The sequence below is a fragment of the Leifsonia sp. genome, from assembly GCF_051955155.1.
GTDB lineage: Bacteria > Actinomycetota > Actinomycetes > Actinomycetales > Microbacteriaceae > Leifsonia.
In genome coordinates, this window is record NZ_JBQCGZ010000005.1 from 1 (window position 1) to 14,512 (window position 14,512).

At 72.0% G+C, this 14,512-nt stretch carries 18 protein-coding genes; 11 read left to right on the top strand and 7 right to left on the bottom strand.

All coding sequences use genetic code 11. The annotated features are described in order from the left end of the window. Together ACTHMF_RS00340 and ACTHMF_RS00345 are read left to right on the top strand one after the other, a co-directional pair. A partial coding sequence (locus ACTHMF_RS00340) for an AIR synthase-related protein (RefSeq protein ID WP_440315832.1) occupies positions 1–651 on the top strand: 651 nt, incomplete at its 5' end. Beyond that, positions 651–1,091: an NUDIX hydrolase gene (locus tag ACTHMF_RS00345; RefSeq protein ID WP_440315833.1), complete on the top strand. Its 441-nt coding sequence runs from the start codon at positions 651–653 to the stop codon at positions 1,089–1,091. The genes ACTHMF_RS00340 and ACTHMF_RS00345, both read left to right, overlap by 1 nt. Positions 1,092–1,185: 94 nt before the next feature. Here ACTHMF_RS00345 and ACTHMF_RS00350 read toward each other — a convergent pair whose 3' ends face one another. Next, entirely contained in the window at positions 1,186–2,094 is a 909-nt protein-coding gene (locus tag ACTHMF_RS00350) for a DMT family transporter (RefSeq protein WP_314148035.1), read from the bottom strand. A 194-nt stretch (positions 2,095–2,288) separates the two neighbouring features. On the opposite strand from ACTHMF_RS00350, the gene ACTHMF_RS00355 reads away from it, so the two are divergent. The 4 genes from ACTHMF_RS00355 to ACTHMF_RS00370 all read left to right on the top strand — a co-directional run bounded on the left by ACTHMF_RS00355 (position 2,289) and on the right by ACTHMF_RS00370 (position 6,347). Then, positions 2,289–3,476, top strand: a complete 1,188-nt coding sequence (locus tag ACTHMF_RS00355) for an LLM class flavin-dependent oxidoreductase (RefSeq protein ID WP_314148036.1) — start codon at positions 2,289–2,291, stop codon at positions 3,474–3,476. A 14-nt stretch (positions 3,477–3,490) separates the two neighbouring features. Continuing rightward, positions 3,491–4,183: a CE1759 family FMN reductase gene (locus ACTHMF_RS00360; protein ID WP_440315834.1), complete on the top strand. Its 693-nt coding sequence runs from the start codon at positions 3,491–3,493 to the stop codon at positions 4,181–4,183. 126 nt (positions 4,184–4,309) lie between these two features. Beyond that, on the top strand, positions 4,310–5,788 hold the full coding sequence (locus ACTHMF_RS00365) for a glycosyltransferase (RefSeq protein WP_314148057.1): 1,479 nt from the start codon (positions 4,310–4,312) through the stop codon (positions 5,786–5,788). Between the two features lie 7 nt (positions 5,789–5,795). Next, complete coding sequence (locus ACTHMF_RS00370) at positions 5,796–6,347, top strand: GNAT family N-acetyltransferase (RefSeq protein WP_440315835.1); 552 nt, start codon at positions 5,796–5,798, stop codon at positions 6,345–6,347. Positions 6,348–6,356: 9 nt separating this feature from the next. On the opposite strand, the gene ACTHMF_RS00375 is transcribed toward ACTHMF_RS00370, so the two are convergent. Next, entirely contained in the window at positions 6,357–6,776 is a 420-nt protein-coding gene (locus ACTHMF_RS00375; RefSeq protein WP_314148040.1) for an organic hydroperoxide resistance protein, read from the bottom strand. An 82-nt stretch (positions 6,777–6,858) separates the two neighbouring features. Here ACTHMF_RS00375 and ACTHMF_RS00380 point away from each other — a divergent pair, with 82 nt between their 5' ends. After that, positions 6,859–7,152 (top strand): hypothetical protein, encoded by a 294-nt coding sequence (locus ACTHMF_RS00380; RefSeq protein WP_440315836.1) that lies wholly within the window; start codon positions 6,859–6,861, stop codon positions 7,150–7,152. 42 nt (positions 7,153–7,194) lie between these two features. On the opposite strand, the gene ACTHMF_RS00385 is transcribed toward ACTHMF_RS00380, so the two are convergent. The 4 genes from ACTHMF_RS00385 to ACTHMF_RS00400 are packed head-to-tail and all read right to left on the bottom strand — an operon-like array spanning position 7,195 to position 10,548. Continuing rightward, positions 7,195–8,118: an SDR family NAD(P)-dependent oxidoreductase gene (locus tag ACTHMF_RS00385; protein WP_440315837.1), complete on the bottom strand. Its 924-nt coding sequence runs from the start codon at positions 8,116–8,118 to the stop codon at positions 7,195–7,197. Positions 8,119–8,120: 2 nt separating this feature from the next. After that, positions 8,121–8,435, bottom strand: coding sequence for a chorismate mutase (locus ACTHMF_RS00390; protein ID WP_314148043.1), 315 nt, complete (start codon positions 8,433–8,435; stop codon positions 8,121–8,123). Between the two features lie 17 nt (positions 8,436–8,452). Beyond that, positions 8,453–9,844, bottom strand: coding sequence for a permease (locus ACTHMF_RS00395; protein ID WP_440315838.1), 1,392 nt, complete (start codon positions 9,842–9,844; stop codon positions 8,453–8,455). Further along, a complete protein-coding gene (locus ACTHMF_RS00400; RefSeq protein WP_440315839.1) occupies positions 9,841–10,548 on the bottom strand; it encodes an ABC transporter ATP-binding protein in 708 nt (235 codons plus the stop codon). Before ACTHMF_RS00400 ends, ACTHMF_RS00395 begins: the two co-directional genes overlap by 4 nt. A gap of 176 nt (positions 10,549–10,724) precedes the next feature. On the opposite strand from ACTHMF_RS00400, the gene ACTHMF_RS00405 reads away from it, so the two are divergent. The 4 genes from ACTHMF_RS00405 to ACTHMF_RS00420 all read left to right on the top strand — a co-directional run bounded on the left by ACTHMF_RS00405 (position 10,725) and on the right by ACTHMF_RS00420 (position 13,375). After that, positions 10,725–11,132, top strand: coding sequence for a polyketide cyclase (locus ACTHMF_RS00405; protein ID WP_314148046.1), 408 nt, complete (start codon positions 10,725–10,727; stop codon positions 11,130–11,132). Between the two features lie 28 nt (positions 11,133–11,160). After that, on the top strand, positions 11,161–11,601 hold the full coding sequence (locus ACTHMF_RS00410; RefSeq protein WP_440315840.1) for a MarR family winged helix-turn-helix transcriptional regulator: 441 nt from the start codon (positions 11,161–11,163) through the stop codon (positions 11,599–11,601). A gap of 83 nt (positions 11,602–11,684) precedes the next feature. Then, a complete protein-coding gene (locus tag ACTHMF_RS00415) occupies positions 11,685–12,965 on the top strand; it encodes a GNAT family N-acetyltransferase (protein WP_440315841.1) in 1,281 nt (426 codons plus the stop codon). Between the two features lie 11 nt (positions 12,966–12,976). Continuing rightward, a complete protein-coding gene (locus tag ACTHMF_RS00420; protein WP_440315842.1) occupies positions 12,977–13,375 on the top strand; it encodes a hypothetical protein in 399 nt (132 codons plus the stop codon). Positions 13,376–13,379: 4 nt separating this feature from the next. Here the strand turns inward: ACTHMF_RS00420 and ACTHMF_RS00425 are convergent. Continuing rightward, on the bottom strand, positions 13,380–14,512 hold a 1,133-nt coding region (locus ACTHMF_RS00425), incomplete at its 5' end, for an adenylosuccinate synthase (RefSeq protein ID WP_440315843.1).

Genomic DNA, 14,512 nt, shown 5'->3' on the forward strand with positions numbered 1-14,512 from the left:
AACGTCTCGTTCTACAACCAGACCGGGGACACCCCGATCTTCCCGACCCCGGTCGTCGGCGTGCTCGGCGTGATCGACGACGTCGCCCGCCGCATCCCGGCCGGCTGGCAGGACGAGGGCGAGAACATCTACCTGCTCGGCGTGACCCGCGAGGAGCTGGACGGCTCCGCGTGGGCAGGCACGGTGCACGGCCACCTCGGCGGCCGCCCGCCCGCGGTCGACCTCGCCGCCGAGCGCACGCTCGCCGAGACGCTGCACGCGGCCTCCCAGCAGGGCCTGATCTCCTCCGCCCATGACCTCGCGGACGGCGGCCTCGCGCAGACCCTCGCCGAGAGCGTGATGCGCTTCGGCGTCGGCGCCCGGGTCTGGCTGGGCGAGCTGCAGGAGCGCGACGGCGTGGACGCGGCGACCGCCCTGTTCTCGGAGTCGACCGCCCGCGTGATCGTCTCGGTCCCGCGCGAGGACGACGTGAAGTTCCGCGGCCTGTGCGAGGGCCGCGGCGTCCCGCTGCTCCGCATCGGCGTCACCGACGCCGAGGTCGGCGCGCAGCCGGTGCTCGAGGTCCAGGACCTCTTCACGATCGGCGTCGAGGAGCTCCGCGGCGTGCACCGCTCGACCCTCCCCGAGCACTTCGGTCCCACCGTCGCCTGATGGGTCTCGCGGTCAACGTCGACGTCGCGCTGCACCGGGCGGGCGAATGGCATCTGATCGTGCGTGGGGATGCCGAGGACCATGCCGCCGGCATGCTCTCGCTGGTCGGCGGAACACTCGAGACCGCATCCCCGCTCGATGAGGCGCTGGAGGCGACGGCACGACGCGAAGTCCTCGAAGAGGTCGGTGTCGAGCTGGGCTCTCCGCTGCACTATGTCGAGAGCGCGGTCTTCCACCTCGCCGACGGCTCCCCCGTGCTCAACGTCGTGTTCCTGGGGGAGCTCGATGACGGGCAGACGCCACGGCGGGCTGCGCCGGACGAGGTCTCGGCCGTGGTGACGCGCACGCTCCCCGAACTCGAAGCGGACCCCGATTGCCCACCGTGGACCGTGCGGAGCATCCGACTCGCCAGCGCCGCCCGCGATCACAGACCAGCCTGACCCCCTCTCCCCCCATTCGTCGAGTGCGCAGATAATCGCCCGAAAACCGTCGAGTACGCGGAGATTCTTCGTACTCGGTTGTTGCCGCGGCGCGTCAGCGGGTGGGGACGAGCTCGGCCTGGCGGCGGGTGAACAGGCGGACGCGCTGCTGGGTCAGCAGGATGCCCGCGAGCACGACGAGGGCGCCCACCGGCTCGTTCCAGGTGAGGTGCTCGCCGAGCACGAGGATGCCGAGGGCGACGCCGACGACCGGCGTCACGTAGGTCACGCCAGAGGTGGCCGTCGGCCCCCACGCGCGCAGCACGTTCATGTTCCAGATGTAGACGACGCCCGTCCCGAGCGCGCCGAGCGCGAGCAGGCTGAGCAGCACCGGCCAGCTGAACTCGATCGGGTGCCACGCGACAACGGGGGTCAGCAGCAGCATGACCACCGCAGCGAGCCCGATGTTGAGGAACGCCGTCGTCGTCGCCGGGATGTCGCGCTGGCTGATGAACCGGCGGATGTAGCCGAAGCTGAAGCCGTAGCAAGTCACCGCGCCGAGGCACGCGAGCTGACCCCACAGGCTGCCGGAGAGCGCGGCGATGCTCCACGGGCCGACCACGACCACGACCCCGATCACGCCGACCAGGACGCCGAGCACCTGGTCGCGGTTCAGCCGCTCCACACGGAACGCCGCCGTCGCGAGGATCGCCGTCGTGATCGGCGTCACCGCGTTGTAGATGCTGGCCAGGCTGGACGAGACGTACTGCTCCGCCCACGCGAAGAGCAGGAACGGGATCACGCAGTAGGTCACGGCGACCACCAGGAAGTGCAGCCACACGATCGGCTCGCGCGGCAGCCGGCTGCGGGTCAGCAGCATGATGACGCCGAGCGTGAGCGCGCCGAAGACGAGGCGCGCCCAGGCCACTTGACCGAACGAGACCCCGAGAAGGGCCACCTTCATGAACAGGAAGCTGGCTCCCCAGATGAGCCCCATGGCGACGAACTGCAGCGCGACCTTCACTCCGGACACGCTAGCGGCGGCCGCCGACGCTCACGAGCGGAAATCGGACACGGCGTCGGATCTGTCCGCACGTTTACCGCGGATGGCCGGATCCGCATCCTGACGCCAGACTGGGAGGCGGGAATACCAGCGCCCGGATCGCGTTGTATGCGTTTGCATAGAAACGGCGAGAACAAACCCGTAAGGAGCCAGCCATGCAGTACGGAATCTTCTCCGTCAGCGACATCACCCGCGACCCGGTGTCCGGTGTCACGCCCAGCGAGGCGGAGCGCATCGACGCGATCGTGACGATCGCGAAGCACGCGGAGGAGGTCGGGCTGGACGTCTTCGCGATCGGCGAGCACCACAACCCGCCGTTCTTCTCCTCCTCGCCCACGACCCTGCTGGCCCACATCGCCGCGCTCACCGAGCGGCTGACCGTGACCACCTCCACGACGCTGATCACCACGAACGACCCGGTGCGCATCGCCGAGGAGTACGCGATGCTGCAGCACCTCTCCAAGGGCCGCATGGACCTGATGCTCGGCCGCGGCAACACCGGCCCGGTGTACCCGTGGTTCGGCAAGGACATCCGGCAGAGCCTGCCGCTCGCGCTCGAGAACTACAACCTCCTGCACCGGCTGTGGCACGAGGACGTCGTGGACTGGGAGGGACACTTCCGCACCCCGCTGCAGGGCTTCACCTCCACCCCGCGCCCGCTGGACGACGTGCCCCCGTTCGTCTGGCACGGCAGCATCCGCACGCCCGAGATCGCCGAGCAGGCCGCCTACTACGGCAACGGCTTCTTCGCGAACAACATCTTCTGGCCCAAGGAGCACTACGCCCGCCTGATCGCGTTCTACCGCGAGCGCTTCGAGCACTACGGCCACGGCACCGCCAAGCAGGCGATCGTCGGCCTGGGCGGCCAGGCGTTCATCGCCAAGAACTCGCAGGACGCGAAGGACCAGTTCCGGCCGTACTTCAACGAGGCCCCGGTGTACGGCAACGGCCCGACGATGGAGGAGTTCACCGAGGCGACGCCGCTCACCGTCGGCAGCCCGCAGGAGGTCATCGACAAGACGCTGACGTTCCGCGAGTGGGCGGGCGACTACCAGCGCCAGCTGTTCCTGATGGACCACGCCGGGCTCCCCCTGAAGACCGTGCTCGAGCAGCTCGACCTGCTCGGCGAGGAGGTCATCCCGGTGCTGCGCAAGGAGACCGAGGCGCGGAAGGACCCGGAGACGCCCGATGCTCCGACCCACGCGTCCCTGGTGAAGGCGAAGTACGGCGACGCCGAGCCGCGCCAGCCGCGCCCGAACGCGAACCGCGGCGACAACGTGACCGGCGGCTCGCCGTACCAGGACACGGACGACGCCGTGGCCGCCGAGTACCCGGTGCTCTGAGAGAGGACGAGACCATGAGCGACATCCAGCAGCGGCCCTTCCGCGTGGTGGTGGTGAACGCGGGCGTCAGCGACCCCTCGTCCACCAAGATGCTTGCGGACCGGCTGGCCCTGCGCGTCGAGGCGAACGCCCAGCGCGACGGGCGGACCGTCGAGACGCTGAACCTGGATCTGCGCGAGCTGCTGCCCGAGCTGTCCGGCGCGCTCGCCTCCGGGCACCTGGGGCCGAAGTTCACGAAGGCGGTCGAGGCGCTCGCCTCCGCGGACGGCGTCATCGCGACCGCTCCGGTCTACAAGGCCGGGCCGAGCGGGCTGTTCAGCTCGTTCTTCCAGGTGTTGGACAACGACCTGCTGATCGCGAAGCCCGTCGTGCTCGGCGCGACCGCCGGCACCGCGCGGCACGCGCTCGTGGTGGACGAGCAGATGCGCTCGATGTTCGCGTTCCTGCGCACGATGACCACCCCGACCTCCGTGTTCGCCTCCACCGAGGACTGGCAGGACAAGTCCCTCGGCAAGCGGATCGACCGCGCGGCCAGGGAGCTGGTCGTGCTGATGGAGAGCGGCGTCGAGTCCAAGATCAAGGACTCGTCGTGGGACAGCTACCAGCACGAGTTCGGCTCGGCGGGCGGCAACGAGCTCGGCATCGACCTGAGCTCGGACCTGATGCGGCTGGCGACCGGCGGCTCGCTCGGGCCGTCGCACGCCTGAGGCGTCTCCTCCACACCCCGATCAGAAGCGGGCCCCGTCCACACGGGGCCCGCTTCCGTGTGTCCGGCGCCGTGCCCCGGGTAGGGTGGCGGTGAACCGAGGGGAGCCAGGGTGGACGTCGTTGCTGTGCTGCAGTGGATCGGGATCGTGGTCTGCCTGATCCTCGCGCTGACGGGACTCGTCCCGGTGATCGCGGCGGCGGCGACCTTCGTCGTGATCCCGTTCCACGCCTGGATCAACCACTACAAGAAGGCCGCGCCCTACCTGCCGCGGGTGGCGATCGTGGTTCCGGCCTGGAACGAGGGCGCGGTGATCGGCGCCTCCATCGACCGGCTGATGGCGCTGGACTACCCGCGCGAGGCGCTGCGCGTCTACGTGGTGGACGACGCGAGCACCGACGACACCCCCGACGTCGTGCGCGCTCGCGCCGAGCAGTACCCGGGCAGCGTGTTCCTGCTCCGGCGCGAGCAGGGCGGCCAGGGCAAGGCGCACACGCTCAACCACGGCATCGAGCGCATCCTCGCCGAGGACTGGATGGAGGCGCTGCTCATCATGGACGCCGACGTCATCTACCTGCCGGACTCGCTGCGCCGCATGACGCGGCACCTGGCCGACCCGGAGGTCGGCGCCGTCTCGGCCTACATCCGCGAGGGCAGCCGCGACCGCAACTACCTCACCAAGTTCGTCAGCGTCGAGTACGTGCTCTCGCAGCCGGCCGCCCGGCGCGCGCAGAACGTGCTCGGCGCGCAGGCGTGCCTCGCCGGCGGGGCGCAGCTGCACACGCGCGAGAACCTCGTCGCCATCGGCGGCCGGGTGGACACGACCACGCTCGCCGAGGACACCATCACCACCTTCGAGACGCAGCTGCACGGCAAGCGCGTCGTCTTCGAGCCGCACGCGCACGTGCTCGCGGAGGAGCCGCGCGCTGTCGACGCGCTGTGGAAGCAGCGGCTGCGCTGGGCACGCGGCAACGTGTCCGTCACCGGGCGCTACTCGAAGATCTGGTTCCGGCCGTCGAAGGTGCATCACCTCGGCGCGTGGACGTTCGGCATCGTCTGGTTCAGCCTGTGGCTGCTGCCGCTCATCATGGTGCTCTCCGCGATCGGGCTCGCCGGCCTGCTGTTCCTGCAGAGCGAGTTCGCGACCACGGTGTTCCGCGTGCTCTGGATCTCCGCCGCGCTCGCCTACCTGTTCGTGCTCATCCTCGGCTCGCTCACTGACGCGAGGACCAGCAGGAAGGAGCTCGGGCACATCCTGCTCTTCCCGGGCATCATCAACATGCTGGTGATGCTCACGGCACTGTTCCCCCCGCTGATGCTGGTCTGGCTGCCCGGACTGTTCGGCGTGACGCTCAGCCACGCCACCCTCTTCGTGCTCACCCTCGCCATCTACATCTGGATCCCGTTCTCGATGGTCGTGGCCTGGCTCGCGCGCGTCTCCGAGCGCACCCGTGCCGGGCGCTGGCTCGCGCCCGCGCTCATCTACATCGCCGGCTACGGCTCTCTGCTGTGCGCGATCACGTTCGACTCCTACCTCAAGGAGCTCGCCGGCGCCGAGGCCCGCTGGGACAAGACCGAGAAGGTCGGCCGCGTGGCCGCGAGCTGAGCCGCCCATGACCGGGGAGGCGCGCACGGACGTGCGAGTGGTGCGGCTGGACCCCGCGCGCGACGCGGAGGGACTGATCCGGTTCCTGTCGACGAACCGCTTCCCCTTCCACGGGACGCCGGCACCGACAGCGGAGGCCGCGCGCACGCGCGTCGAGGGCGGCGCGTTCGACGCCCCGGACAGCATCGCCTACTGGATCGAGGCGGGCGGCGAGCGCGTCGGGGTCCTCCACGTCCAGGAGGCCACCGACAGCACTCCCCTGCTCGACCTGCGGATCGCCGAGTCGGCGCGAGGCGCGGGCATCGGGACCGCCGCGCTGCGGCTCGGCACCGCGGCAGTCTTCCACGCGCTCCCGGAGGTCACCCGCATCGAGGGCAACACCCGGGTCGACAACGCGGCCATGCGCGCGGTGTTCGAGCGCTGCGGCTACGTCAAGGAGGCGCACTACCGCCGGGCGTGGCCCGTCGCCGGCGCCGAGCCGCTCGACACGGTCGCGTACGCCATCCTCCGGAGCGACTGGCGCACGGGGACGACGACGCCCGTCGCCTGGGAGTCCTGAGCAGGGAGCTCAGTCGACGATCGTCAGCTTCACCGGGACGTTGCCGCGGGTCGCGTTCGAGTACGGGCACACGTGGTGGGCCTTCTCGACCGCCTGCTCGGCCTGCTCGCGGCCGAGGCGCGGGATGTAGACGTCCAGCTCGACCTCCAGGCCGAAGCCGCCCTGGCCGTTGCCGCCGATGCCGACGCTCGCCGACACCGCGGCGTCCGAGGTGTCCAGCTTGTCCGCCCGTCCGACCGCGTGCAGCGCGCTGAGGAAGCAGGCCGCGAACCCGGCCGCGAAGAGCTGCTCCGGGTTGGTGCCCTCGCCGGAGCCGCCCAGCTCCCGGGGCGGGCGGGTGTCCATGTCGATGAGGTCGTCCTCGCTGCGGACGTGACCGTCGCGGCCACCTCCGGTGGCGTGCGCGATGGCGGTGTAGGCGATTTCCATGCGTTCAGCCCATCCCAGCGGTCTGAACGCGCGCTGGGAGGTCGCGGCGGGGCCTGGGTGTATAACGCGATAGTTTTGAGGGATGAAGGTGCGCGGATTCGTCCAGGCCAGCGAGACCAGCGAGGTCACGGCGGAGGCCGACGACGCCGAGACCGCCCGGTCCCTCGTCGAGGAGCAGGTGCCGGAGGGGTACGAGCTGCTCCAGGTGCACAACGTGATGCCGCGCGGCGGCCGCGTGATCGCGACCGGCGTCATCCGGCCGGCGGCGGTGACCGAGGTGGAGGCGGAGGGCGCCGACTACGCGGCCGCCCGCGACGCGCTGCGCGCCGCCGTCCCCGAGGCCCACCGCCTCCTCTCGATCGTCGTCCTCGACTGACCCCACCGATCCCCCGAAAGCCGACCGCAGGCCGGCTCGCGGTTACGGCAGGGGGAAGGGCTGGGCGGTGGCGGCCTCGAGGAGCGGCCAGAGGCGGGCCCCGGTGCGCGGCGACCGCGAGAAGCGGGTCGGGTGCGCGTGCGTCGGGATGCCCTTGGTACGGCCGACCGGGCCGAGGTAGTCCTCGCCGGTCAGGCTCGGATCGAGCACCGCGCGGACGGGCGCCCACGCGCCGCGGTCCTTGCCCTGCGCCCACGCGCCCTGCAGGTTGTCCGCGAAGCGCTTGGCGCGGCTCGGCTGGTTGACCCCGCGGATGCCCGGGCTGCGTCCCGAGATCGAGTAGCCGGGATGCACGACCAGGCTCGTGACGCTGCTCCCGGCGGCGCGCAGTCTCCGCTCCAGCTCGAAGCCGAACGCCTGCGCGGCGATCTTCGACCCCGCGTACGCGCGCCAGGAGGTGTACGAGCGCTCCAGCTGGAGGTCGTCGAGATGGAGCCGGCCGAGCCGCGTCGCCAGCGAGCCGAGCGTGACGATCCGGGCCGAACCCGTCCGCTCCAGGGCCGGCAGGGCGCGGGCGACGAGCCGGAAGTGGCCGAGCACGTTCGTCGCCAGCACGAGCTCGTTGCCGTAGCGGTCGACGGCCCGTTCGCGCGGAGGATGCACCATTCCCGCGTTCAGCACCAGCGCATCCACCCGGTCCCGCTCCAACAGCGCCTCGGCGAGCGCGTCCACCGAATCGCGGTCGGTCACGTCCAGCGGCGTCGCCTCGACGCTCGCGCCGCGCACCCGCCTACGGACGGCCGCCACGGCCGCCTCCGCGCGCTCCGGGTCGCGGCAGGCCAGCACGACGTGCGCACCCGCCCGCGCGAGCTGCTCGGCGGTGAAGTAGCCGACGCCGGCGTTCGCGCCCGTGATGACGACCGTCCTGCCGTGCGCGTCCGGCAGGTCCACCGGGTCCCACACCACCGCTAGCGGCCGTTCTCGGTGGCGATGCGCTCGTGGTGATGGATGACCTCGGCGATGATGAAGTTCAGGAACTTCTCCGCGAACGCCGGGTCGAGGTGGCTCTCCTCCGCGAGCGCGCGCAACCGCTGGATCTGCTCCTGCTCGCGGGCAGGGTCTGCGGGCGGGAGCCCGTGCTCGGCCTTCAGCGCGCCGACCTGCTGGGTGAACTTGAAGCGCTCGGCGAGCATGTGGATGACGGCGGCATCGATGTTGTCGATGCTCTGCCGGATGCTCGTCAGCCGGGCGATCGCGTCCGCCGTCTCCTCGTTCTCAGCCATGCTTCGACCCTAGTGCGTCAGAGTGTCGGGGCCGTCTCCGCGAGCACACGACGCAGCACCGGCCGCGTCGTCCGCAGCGCCAGCGCCACCAGGCCGATCCCGCCCGCGAGGCAGCCGGCCACCACGAGCATCGTCAGCGGCGAGAGCAGCACGCTCAGGCCGGCCAGCGGGAACACGACGACGGCCGCGGTGAGGGCGGACACCACCGTGGTGAAGGTCAGCGGCGCGAGCACCGCGCGGCGGCGGGCCGCATCCATCTCCGCCGGCGGCATCCCGAGCCGGTCGAGGCTGATGTAGAGGTCCCTGCGGTCGAGCACGGCCGCCGCCTGGTTGACCCCGGCCGAGCAGGCGACCATGAGGAACGAGGCGACCACCGTGATGATGACGCCCGTTCGGATGTCGGCGAGCAGCAGCACGGTGTCGCGGTCGGCGGACTCGTCCGCCGCGAGGCCGAGCAGGGCAACGCCGACGCCGGCGAAGACGGCCATGAAGCTGGTCATCGCGACGCCGGACACCTGCCGCCACGCGGCCTTCGGCGACTCCAGGATGCTCCGGGCGGCCAGCAGCTTCCTGACCGTCTTGGCACGCTTGGCCTGGCCGGTCGCGAACAGCCGGATCGCCCACGGTCCCACGAGGTTCAGCACGCCCACCGCGAGCCCGAATCCGATGCCGAGGATGAGGATGACGGCGATCGAGCTGCCCGCCGCCTGCACCAGGTTCATCGCGACGAAGACGACGCCGACGACAGCGACCCCGATCAGGACGCGCAGCCAGTGCATCCGCGGTGCCTGGTCCCTGGTGCGGACGCCGAGCGGGGACAGCACGACGCGGCGCAGGCCGAGGGAAGCGCTCGCGGCGGCCAGCAGCGCGACGCCGAGCACGGCCAGCGCGATCCAGCCCGCCCCGAGCAGCACGGACCCGCCGAGCGCCTCACCCCGGAACGGGATGAGGCCGACCAGCGGCACGGCGAGCAGGTAGACGACCACACCGGCGGCCGCGCCGAGCACGGCGAGCGCCGTGGACTCGATCACGGTCAGCGCGGCGACGGTGCCGCCCCCGGCGCCGAGCAGCCGCAGTCCGGCGAGCCGGTCGTCCCTGCGCCGCGCGGAGAGCCGGGCGGCCGAACCGCCGAGCGCGGCCAGCGGTACGACCAGGAGCGCCAGGGCGATGACGGCGAGCACCTGGTACAGGAACGCGGTATCGCCGGTCCACGAGAAGAACGCCTGGGCACCGCCGGCGACGATCAGCAGCAGGGCCGTCGCGACCGCGAAGGCGACGACGGGCAGCACCACGGTCGACCGGTCCGCGGCGCCGCGACGGGCGAACAGCCAGGCGAGCCGCAGCACGACGACGGGAGCCGCGGCCCCGCGGGGCGCGACGCTCAGCACGGGAGCCTCCATCGCGGTCATCGGGTCACCGCCTCGTCGACGATGCGGCCGTCGGCCAGCCGCACGACGCGCGAGCAGCGCGCGGCGACATCCTCGTCGTGGGTGACGACCACCAGCGAGCGACCGCGGCCGGTGGTGGACGCGATCAGCGCATCCATCACCTCCGTCGAGGTGTGCGAGTCGAGGGCCCCGGTCGGCTCGTCCGCGAAGACGACGGCGGCGCCCGTCACCTGCGCCCTGGCGATCGCGACCCGCTGCGCCTGACCGCCGGAGAGCTGGCCGATGCGGCGCTGCTCGAAGCCGGCCAGGCCGAGCGCGGCGAGCCAGGCGGCCGCGTTCTGCTCCGCCGCCTGGCGCGGGATGCCGGAGAGCATCAGCGGCAGGGCAACGTTCTCGATGGCGGTCAGCTCCGGGAGCAGCAGGCCCTGCTGGAACACGAAGCCGAACGCCTCCCTGCGCAGCCGCGACCGCTCGGACTCGCCCAGCGCGGTGACCTCGATCGGGCCGGCCGCCGAGGCCAGGCCGACGGTGCCGGCGTCCGGGCGGACGATGCCGGCCAGGCAGTGCAGCAGGGTCGTCTTGCCGGAGCCCGACGCGCCCATGATCGCGACCGACTCCGCGGGGGCGACGCGGAAGTCGACGCCGGCGAGAGCGATCGCCGAGCCGTAGGTCTTGTGCAGCGCAGAGGCCCACAGGGCGGGCGGCGCGGGAGGAGGTGTGGTCATGCCCCCAGCCTCCCGGGCAGGGCCCCGCGCGCACATCCGCCGGAAGCGTCATCCTGCCGCCGCGCCGTCATCCGCGCGGTGTCGTGCCGAGGTACGACGCGGGAGTTGCGCTGTCGGTCCCGTCCATTTACTCTATGCATAGATGATCTACCCATAGACATAAAGGAGACCTCCTCATGTGGACCACCGAGCACACCGCCACCAGCCCGCTCCCCCGCCCGCGCATCTGGGCCGCGGTGCGGGACCTCCACACCGGCGCCCTCCGCTATCCCGGGGCCGACACGTTCGAGCTGCACGGCGACTTCGCGGTCGGGACCGAGCTGACCGTCACCCCGGAGGGCCAGGAGCCCATCCGGTCGCGGATCTGCGACCTGGTGGAGGACGAGACCTACGCCGACATCACCGACCTCGGCGACGTCACGCTGGTCTTCCGGTACCGGCTCGACGACGTGGACGGCGGCACGCGCGTCCGCTACTCGCTCGTCATCGACGGCCCGGCGGCCGACACCGTCGGAGGCGAGCTCGGCCCGCAGATCAGCGCCGACTTCCCCGCGTCGCTTGCCGCGCTGCTGGAACGGGCGTGACCGGCCAGGGATGCGCCAGACTCGAGACATGACCGACTTCCCCGAGGGCCCGGCCACGAGCCCGGGCTTCCTGCTCTGGCACGCGACGCTGCGCTGGCAGCGGGCGATGGCGGCCGCACTCGCGCCGCACGAGCTGACGCACGCGCAGTTCGTGCTCCTGGCGACGATGTGGTGGTTCGGCGGCCAGGGCGACCGCCCGAGCCAGGCCCGGCTGTCGGAGCTGACCGGGTCCGACCCCCGGATGACCTCCGAGGTGGTCAGGCGCCTGGTGGCGAAGGGCCTGGTCGAGCGCGAGCAGGACCCGGCGGACAGCAGGGCCAAGGTCCTCGCGGTCACGCCGAGCGGCGAGGCGGCGGCGATCGCGGCGATCGCGGCCGTGGAGCAAGCGGACCGCGCCTTCTTCGGGCCGGCGGCCGACACGGCCGGTCCCGCGCTGCTGCCGCTGCTGCACGCGCTCGCCGACCGGTAGCCGTCCACCGTCCTGCGCGCTCTCTCCCCCGCGGACGCGCCCGGTCCTGTGCGGGCGTGCGCGCTCTCGATACGGTGGAGGGCATGAGCGAGACCTTCCTGACCGCGCCCGTCGACGACCGTTCCGCCAGCGACCTGGCCGATGCCGGGCTCCGGCTCGCCCTGGTGGACACCGCGGACAGCGCCGCGTTCGACGCGTGGATCGGCGCCGACTTCCGCGGCTTCCACACCGAGCGCCCGACGCCGGAGGTGCTGGAGGAGGCCCGCGGCTTCCTCGCCGACCGCCGGACCACCGCCGTCTACGACGAGCAGGTCCCCTCGCCGGTGGGCACCGTGAACTCCTGGGTCGCGCCGCTCACGGTGCCGGGCGGCGGGCGCGTCGACGCGTGGGCGATCAGCTCCGTCACCGTCGCGCCGACCCACCGCAGGCGCGGGATCGCGACGGCCCTGCTGGGCTCCGAGCTCCGGACCGCGCACCGCCTCGGCGTCCCGCTCGCGATCCTGACCGTCTCCGAGTCCGTCATCTACGGCCGCTGGGGCTTCGGTCCCGCCACCTTCGTCTCCGAGTGGCGCGTCGACACCAAGCGCGTGCGCTGGGCGGGCGCGGACACTCCGGGCCGGCTGGCGTTCACCGAGCCCGACGCCTACCGCGAGACCGCGAGGGCGGTGCTCGAGAAGGTGATGGCATCGCGGCCGGGCGAGATCGCACTGAGCCCGTACCTCGCCGAGCGGCTGATCGGCCCGCTCAAGGGCAGCGAGGACGCCGGCCGCTACCGTCTCGTCCGCTACGACTCCGTTGACGGCGAGCCGGAGGGCTTCGTCAGCTACACCGTCAAGGGCGAGGACGACTTCACGCGGCACTCGGTGGAGGTGGTGTACCTCGCCGCCGCCACCGACGCCGCGCTGACCGCGCTCTGGCGCTTCCTGCTGGAACTGGACCTGGTCGCCGAGGTGCGCGCCTTCACGCGCGGCGTGGACGAGCCGCTGCCAGCACTCGTCTCCGACGTGCGCGGCGCGAAGGTCGCGAGCGTCGAGGACCACCTCTGGGTGCGCATCCTGGACGTGCCGGCGGCCCTCGCCGCGCGCCGCTACGAGCGGGACGGCGAGCTGGTGCTCGACGTGACCGACGACCTCGGCTTCGCCGCCGGCCGCTACCTGCTGCGCGTCGTGGACGGCGTCGGGACGGTCGAGCGGACCGACAGGGCCGCCGACGTCACCCTGCCCGTGGCATCCCTCGGCAGCGTGTACCTCGGCCACGCGACGGCACCGGGCCTGGCCCTGGCCGGGCGGATCGCGGGCGACGCCGACGCGCTCGACCGCCTCTTCCGCACGGCGACGCCGCCGCGGCTGAGCACCTGGTTCTGAGGTCGGGGAGGGTGCCCGCCGCCGAGCGCTTCGTCCGGTTCCGGTCGCCGCGCCCGAACTCGCACGGCGTCCGCGTCGGCGTGTTCGCCCTGACGAACGGTCTCGCGCGCTCCGGCGCGCTCAGCGCGGCGGAGCATGAGCGCTGGCGGCGCGGCAACGCGTGGTTCGAGGCGGCGTACGCGGATCCCACCCTCACCGACCCCGCGGCATACGACCGCGCGGCGAATCCGGGCGCCGTCGCGTGGTTCCGGGCGGGCGCGTCCGGGCTGATCGCCCGGACCGCGCTCTACACGGAGCTGCTCGACGCGCACGGCGTGCCGTGGGAGCGCGTGGAGACCGACGACCCCGGCCGGGTGGTCTTCGAGGACGCGGTCCAGGTGATCGCCGTCCCCTGGACCCCCGCCCCCTGACGGCTCAGTCGATCAGGTCGTGGCGCACCACGATCTCGTCGCGGGCGGGGCCGACGCCGATCGCCGAGATGCGGGCGCCGGACATCCGCTCGAGCACGAGGACGTAGTCCTGGGCGTTCTTCGGCAGGTCCTCGAACGTGCGCGCACCGCTGATGTCCTCGGTCCAGCCGGGGAACTCCTCGTAGATCGGCGTCGCGTGGTGGAAGTCGCTCTGCGAGGCCGGCACCTCGTCGTGGCGCACGCCGTCGACGTCGTAGGCGACGCAGACCGGGATGCGCTCGATGCCGGTCAGCGTGTCCAGCTTGGTGAGCACGAAGTCGGTGACGCCGTTGATGCGCGCGGTGTAGCGCGCGACCGGGGCGTCGTACCAGCCGGTGCGGCGCGGGCGGCCGGTCGTCGTGCCGAACTCGAAGCCGCGCTCGCGCAGGAAGTCGCCCCACTCGTCGAACAGCTCGGTCGGGAACGGGCCGGCGCCGACGCGGGTCGTGTACGCCTTGACGATGCCGATCACCCGGTCGATGCGGTTCGGGCCGATGCCGGAACCGGTCGCAGCGCCGCCCGCGGTGGAGCTGGAGGACGTCACGAACGGGTAGGTGCCGTGGTCGACGTCCAGCATGGTCGCCTGGCCGCCCTCGAACAGCACGTACTTGCCGTCCTGCAGCGCCTGGTGCAGCAGCAGGGAGGAGTCGACGACCATCGGGCGCAGCCGCTCGGCGTAGCTCAGCAGGTCGTCGACGATCTCGTCGACGCCGATCGCGCGGCGGTTGTAGACCTTCACCAGCAGGTGGTTCTTCTGGTCGAGCGCTCCCTCGACCTTCTGGCGCAGGATGTTCTCGTCGAACAGGTCCTGGATGCGGATGCCGACGCGGTTGATCTTGTCGGCGTAGGTCGGGCCGATGCCGCGACCGGTCGTGCCGATCTGGCGCTTGCCGAGGAAGCGCTCCGTCACCTTGTCGATGGTGCGGTGGTAGTGGGTGATGACGTGGGCGTTCGCCGACACGAGCAGCCGCGACACGTCGACGCCGCGGGCCTTGAGCGCGTCGAGTTCCTGGAACAGGACCTCGAGGTCGACGACCACGCCGTTGCCGATCACGGGCGTGACGCCCTCGGTGAGGATGCCGGACGGCAGCAGGTGCA